We start from the raw sequence: 10,689 nt of genomic DNA, 5'->3' as shown, positions 1-10,689 counted from the left end.
CCAAGCCATTCCAGTGGACCAAGAGTGCTGAGAAAATTATTGCCTCGGTGAATAGGGCAAAGAATGCGTTGCCGAATTAACCGCATGGCCCACTAGGGTTGACATAAGACATCAGGAAAAAGGACATACGAGCTGGTCTTATGCAGTTTCGACTCCCTGGCCAAACCCATAACAAAGAATGGGCCATTGCAGCATATGCACCATTGCCTGTTCACCTGGAAAACCAAGTCTGAAGAAGAAAAACAGAAACTGCTGTCCGCTTGAAACTTGAGCACTGGCAAAATGAAAAGGGCCCGACGTGTCGGGCCCTTGGATTGGAAAATACCTGGGGATGGCTGTCCGCTAAACTATCTCCAGCACTTATTCATGCCTTCTCCTCCCGAGCGTCCACGAACGCCTGCACTGGTCAAGGTCAGGTTACCGCAGGCGTCCCCTGCCATCTTCCCCTTGGGCGCAGCCTGCAACGTGAAGTCGGTACCATATACCCCATCCATCGTCACCGCCGAGATCGTGAGATCATAGTACTTGTCTACTGCGTCCAACGGAGCTTCATCAGGAAAGACAGACGCATCAGGGGCACCTGTATTTCCTCCCCCGTTGGCCGCGCCGGCATAACCGGTTGCAGGATTGGTTGCCGCATGCTGCTCCATGGCATTGGCAAAACCATAAAGGGCGCCTTGCGCATCAGCACGGCGGGCTTTTCTTACCTGCTCTGCATAGAGTGGATAGCCAACCCCGGCAAGTACGCCAATGATAGCCACAACAATTACCAATTCGATCAGTGTTATGCCTGATTGCCATTTACCAAAATGTACGTTTTTCACCTTCAGGCTCCCAATACTGTTAATTCGCAAGGATCATGATCTGTTGATTACGCAGCGCAGTAACACTGGACATGGTCACAGACGGCACATCCACCACGCCATCCACATTCGTCTCGATTTCAATCTTCACTGAAACGACATTAGCCCAATCCGTCCCGCCATCGGCAGGCGCATAATAGTCAGAAGCAGTAGGCAACGCATCGTCATCCCCTTCTGCATACTCCAACTGCAAATCCGTGATTTCAGGAATCAACTGGGCTGTTGCCCTGGCCCCACCGGTCACGAGACTTTCACACCACAATGCGGTCTTGCTTGCATCGCTCGCGTCAGCTGCAATAAAAAACTTCTGGGTAACATCCGTAACAGCGGTGTATGCGAGTTCACGGCCCGTGCAATCGGTAACCCCATCACCTGGGATCTGGTAACGAACCACGAGAATATCGGAATCAACACCGGTACCTGAACCATTTACCGGAAGCTGGGTATCTACGGTAAAACTCAAGCCGGCTTCATACTCCCCGAATCCGTGCAAAACCCCGAAATCCTTTCCCGCAAAATCGGCGGAATAGTTTGCGCGCCTGAGATGACTCTCGAGAATGTAGAGCGCTGCGCGTGCATTCTCCTGGGCTATCGCGACGCCCTCCTGCAATTTATAACTCGTCTTTCCCTGGATGAATATCTGAGAAATGCCTCCGACCAGGAACAGTGACACGACCAGTGCCACCAAAAGTTCCATCAGGGTCACTCCAGTTTGTCGCAAATGTTTTTTCATCACACAAACCACCCTTAAGGCATAAAGTCCACGGTATAGGAGACCTCTCGATCATCTCCCGTGCCTGCAAGTTCATCCCAGGTAATCGTAATGGTGTAGAAACCACCTGCAGGACAGTCGGCAACGGCGCATTCACCAATACTCAACAGTTTGAACCGGCCGATTCGATCTTCCTTTATGTCGGGTATTGCATCGCCATCGGAATCCTTCATCACAAGCCGGCACAGGTCCTGAACCGCAACGTCAGCAGTGTTCAGACTGCCATATGCAGGGCACTCGCTCGACAGGTAGGCATCAGTACCCAACCCCAGTTCGCCAGCAAAATTGTCGCGGTTGAGGTGTATACGCTCTACCAGTTCATTGGTGATAATCGCCGCCTGGGAGTGATTCGCCGAAACAGCGATATTGCGCAAACCGTGCACCTGTAGCCCCGCCAGGCCAAGCAGGCCTACTGCAAGGATAACAACCGCAACAAGCACCTCTATCAGGGTCAATCCCTGCTGTCGCGCTTTCTGATATGTACTCTTAAATCTCACAAGGATACCCTCCAAAAGGCATCATCCTTACGGGCAATCCACAACGGATGCACGCCCGGATACCGCAACCGCAATACAGCGCTTCTTTCCGCGAGCGTCTGCAAGCTCCATGGCGACGGCTGCTCCACCATCCGTCATGCCGGACGCTGTAAAGACAACCTGCGTCGCACCGCTCCAGGTCTGCCCTGAAGGTGAACCTGCATCCGAAGGACCCTTCTCCTGTCGAAGCATGGTGTCGGCATCATCGAAATCGTCATCATCGCCTTCATCATTTACAACGACGACGATATCCGTATTCGTCCATGTACCGGCACAGACTGCCGCCCCGGAGGTGAGACAGACAGCAACATCCAGCTGTCGCTTCACGGCCTCGCTCCGGGCAAGCATCAAGTTCCCGAGCATTCGATTGGTCTCGGTGGTCAGGCGGTTGTTCTGAGTCATATTCTGAAGGGCCGGCACACCGACCGTGAGGATTGTCACAATCACTGCCAGGGCAATCATCAACTCAACCAGCGTGACGCCTTCCTGCATACGACGTTTCATGTTGCTGCCTTGAACCAGGGAGACCATATTGCAAACCTTATTTTGCATCGAGCCACCACTTTTTGCTGAACAGATCACTATCGAGCAGCCCCTCGGGGATCAACTCGGTGGTTACGATCACCCGCGGCCCTTCATCCGTGAGGATGATCTGCGGTGTCGTGGGAATACCCTTGCGCCCAAGGTTCATATAGCGATCCGCTTCGGAAAAATCGGAGCGTGCCGTATCCTCGGTGAAGAAAACACCCTGGTTGATATCACCCACGGGCAAACCATTGAACGCATTGACCGCATAGAACCGCCCGGATCCGAGCGATGGCTCACATACGTTCGCTTCGTCCTCGCTGCTCCGGATATAGGTGGTAAACAGGATCAGTCCGTTGAAGGTCACCGAATCACTCAGAACTTTCTCATGGGACGTCACTGTTCCACCGGCATCGGTCGTGAGTTCAAGATTGAAATACCAGCCGTGCTTGTTTCCCAGGGCTGTTTCCGCAGCAGTCTGCGCACCGCTGTAGTCAGAGACATCACCCGGAATGTCGGTGAGGTTGGCGAGATCGCTGTCTTCGGTCCAGTGATACTGCTCACCGGCCCCAGTGCCATAAACGCTGGACAACAGGGGATCGATCACGTTCTCATCGAACAGCACGTAGAAGCGATCCTGTATGCCGCTCACCGAAGCGGGCCATGCACGGTAGCCTGAACCCACTGCCACCTGGACATAGGGTGCCGCCGGGTAGCCTACCATCACCGCCACGTCAGGCTTGTTGTAGAAGCGCCTGTGGCAGGCATCCGCAACACCATCCGTAGGGGCTTCTTCGTCACAGCTGGAGTCATTGAGAGCGGCAACCATCCCACCACCATACATCTGGGTACTGGTACTATCACCGTTGGGGAGGATGTCGAAATCGATCCTGAAGACCCGGCCAACCACGTCCACTGCATAGATGCGGTCCAGGTAACCGTCACTGTCGATATCGGCAGGCTGCACTTCAGCGGGGATACTGTTATCCATCTCGGGAATCAGCATGGTTCCGCTTGCCCCCCCACTCGGCTGTGTAGGCGTAGTGCTGGCAGCCTCACCACTAACAGTCCAGAGCGGCTCGCCCGTGTAGGCATCAACAACGTATATCGCCCTGCCCTGTGTGTCAGAGAAACTGTAGGCATCATCCTGGTCCGGGTCGTAGCCACCGCCAAAGACGAGGACGCCGCGGTCGTACTCACCATCCTTGATCTTCGTCAGCTTCGGAGTCGACCAGGTCTGGCCCAGTTCGCTGTAAACGTCTGCAGCGGATGTGCCGTTGACACTGGTCAGATCGCCATCCCACACTTTCCACATCAACTCCGGACTTGTCGGATTGGTAATATCCAGTGCCCAGATACCCTTGCCGCCACGGCGCTGGGTAAGGAAGAGATAGACGAAATCTTCATCGGAATCGGCACCGTAGTTGATCACGCCGTCCCGGGCGGTGCCATCACCGGCATCCGCATCGTAACGCCAGACCACGGGAGAACCGTCAAGGCCGTAGGTATTGAAGCGGGTCTGCCCGGTGCCTTCCACCGTGATCGGGCCGTTCACCTGCTTCAGCTGAGGCAGCAGCTCTTCAGGCATGAAGGAGACAACCTCTGTACCACCCACGTTGGCATCGTTGTCGGTGCATCCGCTGTCACCACCGGCGTCGATCAGGTGGAACTGCCCCTCGTTGGTGGTCATGGCGATCCTGAGATCCGGGCATGCACCCTGGTTGCTCAGGTCAGCGTCGTACTCGATAACCGCCGGCCGTGCATGGATGGGATCGCCCATGTTCTGTAATACTTCGCCGGTTTCGGGATCGTAGGAGCGTGCAATCTGCAGCAGATCCTCCCTCAGCAGGTCGTGATCGGTGGAATCGGCATCACCGTCGCCGTCCATGTCGACGCACTCAAAGTCACCATCACTGTCGCCGTCCACGTCACAGATATCATCCCCGGCATGAACGCTTGTCTCATCCAGCGAGACATTCAGCATCTCGTGGGTGATTTGACTCGTATCCTCGTGTACCGCATAGCGATCGGTACCGATGTAGGTGTAGAGAGTGCGTGACAGGGTAATCTCCTCTGCAGCTCCACCCCACTCGACGATATCACCATCTGCATCAGCAGTGCCGTCATTGTCCCTGTCGATACTGCAGTTGGACCAGAAGCTGCAGGTGGTTGCCTTGAAAACACCGTCGGACTGGTTAACCGCCTCGTTGTCGTTCTGATCCACGAGACGTTGCACGGGTTCCGTAACACACTCACCCGGATCGGTCGTGTCGCCATCACCGTTCAGATCGGTGCAGACCTCGGTTGTGATCTCACCCAGCTTGTACTTCTTCAGGTTACCGGGCCAGTTCTGGTGCTCCTCCTGGCTGAACAGTGCGAAGAAGAGCTCGTCGCGGTGAGTCAGGCGGTTGTAGGAGTTTACCGTCACCGCCGGCGCCTCGAAGGTGGTGTTCTGTCGCAGGATCTCCTTGAAGATATTGGTGATGGTATCCACCATCGCCTTGGGATCGTCCAGCACCTCGTAGGCCTGGCCGGAACCACCGCTGACGGCGTAGCCGTTCATGGTGTTCTGAACGTTGCCCTTGTACATGAAGTAGGAGGTGACGTTCTGAACCCCTGCCAGGTCCGAGAGGTCTCGCGGACTACCGTCAGAACCCTCGTAGAGCCATTCGATTAGCGTGCCGAACTCGTTTCTGTTTCCACTGATGTCGATGGGGTCGCTGCCGTCCAGCTCGACCATGCCGGCACTTTCAGCGCTGATCTGACCGGCATCATCGTCCTCGATCTCGTTGTCCGAGTCATTGTCCTGGTTGGAAACACCAAACATGAAGTTGATGGCATAGACGCCGCTGCAGATGAGGCTCTGATCCTCGAACGGGGAGTAGTATTCCGTATTACCGGCTTCTTCAACCGGGTAGTCAGGAGCCGTGGCACCTATCCCTACATCACCCACCGTTGTGGCGTCCCAGGCGATTGCGGGGTAATCATCGTCGTCTTCCGGATTTCCACGCCGATCGAAACAACTCGGCATGGTGTCGTCGTCGAGATTGTCCTCATCACAACGGTCGTCGTAATCGGCATAGCCCACATGGCCATTGTAGATATCCCAACCCCTCAGGTAGCGGTAGAGCTCGAAATAGAGCTCCTTGCCCTGGTTGGAGTGGGCACCTGCACCGGTTCCCAGGTCAAGAATGGATGCCAGCTTGCCGTCGAGGATATTGAGCCCGGTAGAAGGGTCATCGCCGGCATCAACGTCATGGACACCGTCACCATCGTTGTCCAGCCAGGTGGTATACCAGCCACCGCTGTTGTCCACCGCATCGATGGGCAGCAAGCCCATGGCGATATAGCCACCGTTGCTGCAGCCGGCCGTGCCACTGGCCCCTTCGCAGTTGTTGATCTGGGCATGGTTGAGCATCAGGCCGATGCGCACATCGTCCAGTTCACCCAGTACGTAGCGCAGGCTGGCGCGCAGTACTTCCAGAAACGAGAGACTGCCGTCGGCCACGTCTTCATTGGTGAACACGTTGTAGTAGGCGGCGTAGAAATCGTCATCATCCGTGGTGGTCGGATCGTCCCAGCCACAGTTCTGAACCTCCGCCAGGGTGGCCGCGTTGCACAAGTTGGCGTTGATGACATTGGGCCGATAGTCGAGGCCGAACATCACCAAGGGGTCACCAATGTCCTCACCACTGACATTGGAGGTATTGAAAAAGATCTCCACGTCGTCGGCGAATGCCGGCGTGGCAATGTAAAGCGCGGCACAGACAACGATGCCGCACTTTTTCATAATTTCGCGCACTTTAATATTCATAACACTACCCTTAACCACCCTGCTGGTGACTCCAGCCGCCTATCTCATTGCCACCTGCGTCTGTTTCAAGTTCAGGCTCGACCAGCGTCTGCTCATCACCCGGCTGTGTAGGAACAATACCCATCCTGTGGATCGACCTCGCATGGCTACCCTCGCGGTACACATCCGAGGTAACAATTCGGGCTACACCGGAGAAATCACCCACGGAATAGCCTTCGACCAGGGCAGCCGCTTCATCCAGTACCGTGAAGCTCACCGTACCTGTAGTCGTACTCGTAATACCGAACTCGCTGTCAATGTCGTAGCTCGTCACCGCATCGGGGGCGAATATATTGGCCACCCCCTGGTTGCTGATCTCATTCTCGAACCAAGACAGTCCGCTCTCCGCCAGGTGAAAGCTTGTTACCTTTTCCTTGAGACTGCCTGAAACCCGCATATCCAGCATGCTGGTCTGCAGTGCACTCAATCCTATCAGCGTCATAATAAGCAGGATCAGAAGCGCCGTTATCAGTGCCGCTCCCGCCTGTCCGCTCTTTGTCTGTAATCGTGAAATCATGGACTCGTAAACCATCTGGATTGTTCAGCCACATTCGTGAGTTCCCCCTATGCTTAATAATAGTCCCTGAAACGAAGAAATGTCAGCATTAACACCCGTTTGCATGATAAAGTGACATGATTTTCCGATAACAGGTAACGACCACACACGCCCAACTGGATATGCACCAAATTCTTATCATCGGCGGCGGCGCCATCGGCATGCTCACGGCCCGCGAACTCAGTATGGCCGGCTACAGGGTGGCCATCTTCGATCGCCTCAAGACAGGTCGCGAATCGTCCTGGGCAGGGGGTGGCATCATCTCCCCCCTCTACCCCTGGCGCTACGCTGACTCTGTCACCGCCCTGGCATGCTGGGGACAGGAGCACTACCGGGAACTTGCCGAACAGCTTTCCTTGGACACCGGAATCGACCCGGAATGGACCCAAAGCGGTCTGCTTGTTCTCTCCCCGGAAGAGGAAGAGACCGCACGGCAATGGGCAGCCCGGTCCGGCAGCCGGATAGAGATTCTGGACCGGGAGGGCATCGCCTCGCGTGAACCCGCCATTGATAACACACCGGACTCCGGCATCTGGCTGCCTGACGTGGCCCAGGTGCGCAACCCACGCCTGGTAAAGGCACTGCACAAGGACCTGGCCCAACGTGGCGTGGAGATCCACGAGGAGACCACGGTAGAGCGGCTGTTGATAGAAAACGGCAGGATTTGCGGCATCGAAACCGACGAGGGCACCTATCGCAGCGACAAAGTCCTGATCTGCGCCGGCGCCTGGACAAAACAGCTGCTGGGGGAGCTGGGGACAACCATGGAAATCACCCCGGTACGTGGCCAGATGATCCTTTTCAAGGCAGAGCCCGGCGTAATCAACCGCATCACCCTGGAAAACGACCGCTACATCATTCCCAGGCGGGACGGACACATCCTCTTCGGCAGCACCCTGGAACACGAAGGATTCGACAAAAGAACCACCGAAGAGGCCGGCGAGGAGCTTTATCGTATCGCAACCAGCCGCTTACCGGCATTAAAGTCCTACTCCATCGAAAAGCAGTGGGCCGGGCTCCGGCCGGGTTCCCCGGCGGGAATCCCGTATATCGGCCCACACCCCGACGTCGCCGGCCTGTTTGTCAATTCAGGGCATTTTCGCAACGGCGTCGTACTCGGCCCGGCCTCGAGCCGCCTGATTACTGACATCATGCTGGAACGGGAGCCCATCCTCCCACCCGCACCATACGCGCTGAACGCCCCGCGCGAGGAAATAGACGCTTAGGCTCTTTTCTGCATATAATTCAACGCTATGAACGAATCGACCAGCAACAACACGGACCAGCAGCGGGAAACTACGCGCCTCCTGCGTTCCCGTGGCATCACCCCAACGGCCCAGCGGGTCAAGATTGCCTCGGCAATGTTCGCCCGCCCGCAGCACCTGACGGCCGAGCAGGTTCTCGACCTTACCAACGAGAGTGGACGCAAGGTCTCCAAGGCCACCATCTACAACACCCTGGGGCTGTTTTCCCGCAAGGGCCTGATTCGTGAACTGATTGTGGATTCGAGCCGTTCTTTCTACGATTCGAGTACCCACAGGCATCACCACTTTTACAATCCTGAAACCCAGGAACTCAGCGATATCCCTGAACAGGAGATCGGCATCCCGATGCCTGAACACCTGCCCGAGGGAACCGAAGTGGATCGCGTGGAAGTGGTCATCCATCTCAAGAGCAAAAACAACAGCTAGGCTCAAGTTGTTGTCTAGCGAGATTCTGTTCTTTATACTCGCCGCTCCTTCCTCAGGCCACTGTAGCTCAGTCGGTAGAGCAACTGATTCGTAATCAGTAGGTCAGCGGTTCGATTCCGCTCAGTGGCTCCATGTTTTTCAACAAGTTACATCAAATTTGATTACTTTTATTCTGGACAAAAGATCCAAAACAAAGTCATAATAAATATACTCCAGCACTGAAAGTAAGCGCTCATCTACTTTTTCTTATCACAGGGTATATAATTAAACGTTGATGAGCGTACGGATACGTATCAAACAGTTGAGATACTCACACTGAGTTTGAGAAGAGGATTCTCCATGCCTTCCATACATGATGTTGCACAGTACTTTGTAGCAAAGGGGATTGACTCCGAAGACTGCGGCATGTCAAACCTCAAGCTTCAAAAACTTGTCTACTACGCCCAAGGTTTCCACCTTGCACTGTATGACCAACCCCTGTTCGAAGAAAGAATTTTCGCTTGGACGCATGGTCCTGTTTCACCGGACCTCTATCACAAGTACAAAGAGCACGGTAAGTCCCCCATAACTGATGTCGAGTACAACCCCTCAGACCGATTCACTGACGAGCAGATTGACTTCTTAGAAGAGATCTATGAGGTATTTGGACAATTCAGCGCGTGGAAACTGCGCAACATGACGCATAGCGAACCCCCGTGGCAAGCGCATGAAGAATACGCGAGTGAGATACCCATTGAGGCCATGAAGGAGTATTTTCAAACGAGGGTCAAATAGATGGCAGCAAGGGATAGAATTAAAAAGCCAAGGAAGAATAAAGGCGCCCGAATATCAGCAGAAGATATTCCAAACTATGACGACAACCCTCCCATTTTCTCCCTTGAACGACTACAACCTGGTGATTATTGCCTTTCGAATTTAAATCAAGAAGAAAAGGCAAATTTCGCTGAGGCAATTTTTAGGCGACGTTCACTACCATGGAGAGATTAAAAAGCAGGATCGTCACGGCCTCGGTTTTGAAAAGATCGACAAGGACTCCATAAAAGCTGCATCCCCTGCTTTTATTACTGAAGACAAGCACAACCTATTAGCTTTCCGGTTCTGCGGTATGAAACCTATGGTTGGTTATCGCGTTCGGGATATATTCTTTGTTCTATGGTTTGATGGGTCATTTTCTCTATACGATCATTAACCAGCAGCACGTACAGAACAAACACAAAAGGGGAAACTATGGGCATCGGTGGCATCAGCATTTGGCAAATACTGACCTTATTGATCTTATTGTTTGTTTTCCTCTTACCAACATACATCGCCAGTAAGAAAAACCACCCTTACAAAGTAGCAATCATCCTGGTAAATATCCTTGGTGGCATCTTCTGGGGTATCGGCTGGTTAATCGCTCTCGTATGGTGCTTCATAGAACCCAAACAGGCGAATAACAATCAAGCACCCCAAATTACTGCCACAGATGATATTGAAAAACTGCATGAACTGAAAGAGAAAGGCGCTATAACTCAGGAGGAGTTTGATTCTAGAAAAAAAGTCTTTACTGGAGATATAGACAACGCCACCGAACCGAGGGATTTGGAACAACCGGCAGAAAACATGAAACCAGAAGAACGTATCCAGTTTTTGGCGGGAGTTTCGAAGAGACTCTTCATGGCCCTCTCTGATTTGAGAGGGGAACCGCCACAAGTTGAGAGCGCCCTATTCCAACTCGCCTCAGTCATTGACTCAACCTCCAAGAAGTACTATCCAGACGAAGGCTCCTCAAAAAAAAGATTTTGCCAATATTTGAAAGCGCGAATTCAATTTCCAAGTGCAACTCGACAGAGTTGGTTAGAGGGTAAGCTGCGGTAGCATAGGTAGCTTCTCTCACCGACCAAAGTTTGAGGA

The 10,689-nt window shown here is 53.8% G+C and carries 10 protein-coding genes and 1 tRNA gene; 5 read left to right on the top strand and 6 right to left on the bottom strand.

What is annotated here, in order from left to right; genetic code table 11:
• Positions 1 to 347: 347 nt before the first annotated feature.
• The 6 genes from BOW53_RS11295 to BOW53_RS11270 are packed head-to-tail and all read right to left on the bottom strand — an operon-like array spanning position 348 to position 7,066.
• Positions 348 to 824 (bottom strand): type IV pilin protein, encoded by a 477-nt coding sequence (locus BOW53_RS11295; RefSeq protein ID WP_135607089.1) that lies wholly within the window; start codon positions 822 to 824, stop codon positions 348 to 350.
• A gap of 19 nt (positions 825 to 843) precedes the next feature.
• Positions 844 to 1,560, bottom strand: coding sequence for a PilW family protein (locus BOW53_RS11290; protein WP_216641103.1), 717 nt, complete (start codon positions 1,558 to 1,560; stop codon positions 844 to 846).
• Positions 1,561 to 1,610: 50 nt separating this feature from the next.
• Complete coding sequence (gene pilV, locus BOW53_RS11285) at positions 1,611 to 2,132, bottom strand: type IV pilus modification protein PilV (protein WP_172838882.1); 522 nt, start codon at positions 2,130 to 2,132, stop codon at positions 1,611 to 1,613.
• 27 nt (positions 2,133 to 2,159) lie between these two features.
• Positions 2,160 to 2,723, bottom strand: coding sequence for a GspH/FimT family pseudopilin (locus BOW53_RS11280; RefSeq protein WP_078488087.1), 564 nt, complete (start codon positions 2,721 to 2,723; stop codon positions 2,160 to 2,162).
• Positions 2,713 to 6,510 carry a pilus assembly protein gene (locus tag BOW53_RS11275; protein WP_078488086.1) on the bottom strand — a complete coding sequence of 1,266 codons (3,798 nt, stop codon included), beginning with the start codon at positions 6,508 to 6,510 and terminating at the stop codon, positions 2,713 to 2,715. The genes BOW53_RS11280 and BOW53_RS11275 overlap by 11 nt, the downstream gene beginning before the upstream one ends.
• Before the next feature lie 10 nt (positions 6,511 to 6,520).
• Positions 6,521 to 7,066, bottom strand: coding sequence for a PilX N-terminal domain-containing pilus assembly protein (locus BOW53_RS11270; protein WP_172838881.1), 546 nt, complete (start codon positions 7,064 to 7,066; stop codon positions 6,521 to 6,523).
• Positions 7,067 to 7,227: 161 nt separating this feature from the next.
• On the opposite strand from BOW53_RS11270, the gene thiO reads away from it, so the two are divergent.
• The 5 genes from thiO to BOW53_RS11240 all read left to right on the top strand — a co-directional run bounded on the left by thiO (position 7,228) and on the right by BOW53_RS11240 (position 10,653).
• Positions 7,228 to 8,331, top strand: a complete 1,104-nt coding sequence (gene thiO, locus BOW53_RS11265) for a glycine oxidase ThiO (protein ID WP_078488084.1) — start codon at positions 7,228 to 7,230, stop codon at positions 8,329 to 8,331.
• Positions 8,332 to 8,358: 27 nt separating this feature from the next.
• Positions 8,359 to 8,796, top strand: a complete 438-nt coding sequence (locus BOW53_RS11260; protein ID WP_078488083.1) for a Fur family transcriptional regulator — start codon at positions 8,359 to 8,361, stop codon at positions 8,794 to 8,796.
• Positions 8,797 to 8,852: 56 nt separating this feature from the next.
• A tRNA-Thr gene (locus BOW53_RS11255) sits at positions 8,853 to 8,928 on the top strand.
• Positions 8,929 to 9,135: 207 nt separating this feature from the next.
• The gene (locus BOW53_RS11250) at positions 9,136 to 9,570 is read left to right on the top strand and encodes a Panacea domain-containing protein (protein ID WP_078488082.1); all 435 of its coding nucleotides are present in this window, start codon (positions 9,136 to 9,138) and stop codon (positions 9,568 to 9,570) included.
• Positions 9,571 to 10,023: 453 nt separating this feature from the next.
• Positions 10,024 to 10,653 (top strand): superinfection immunity protein, encoded by a 630-nt coding sequence (locus BOW53_RS11240; RefSeq protein ID WP_078488081.1) that lies wholly within the window; start codon positions 10,024 to 10,026, stop codon positions 10,651 to 10,653.
• Positions 10,654 to 10,689 lie beyond the last annotated feature (36 nt).

It is taken from the genome of Solemya velesiana gill symbiont (assembly GCF_002020805.1).
Taxonomy (GTDB): Bacteria; Pseudomonadota; Gammaproteobacteria; order Chromatiales; family Chromatiaceae; genus Sedimenticola_A.
Note: the sequence above shows the minus strand (reverse complement) of the source record. Positions and strands in the feature narration are given on the sequence as shown.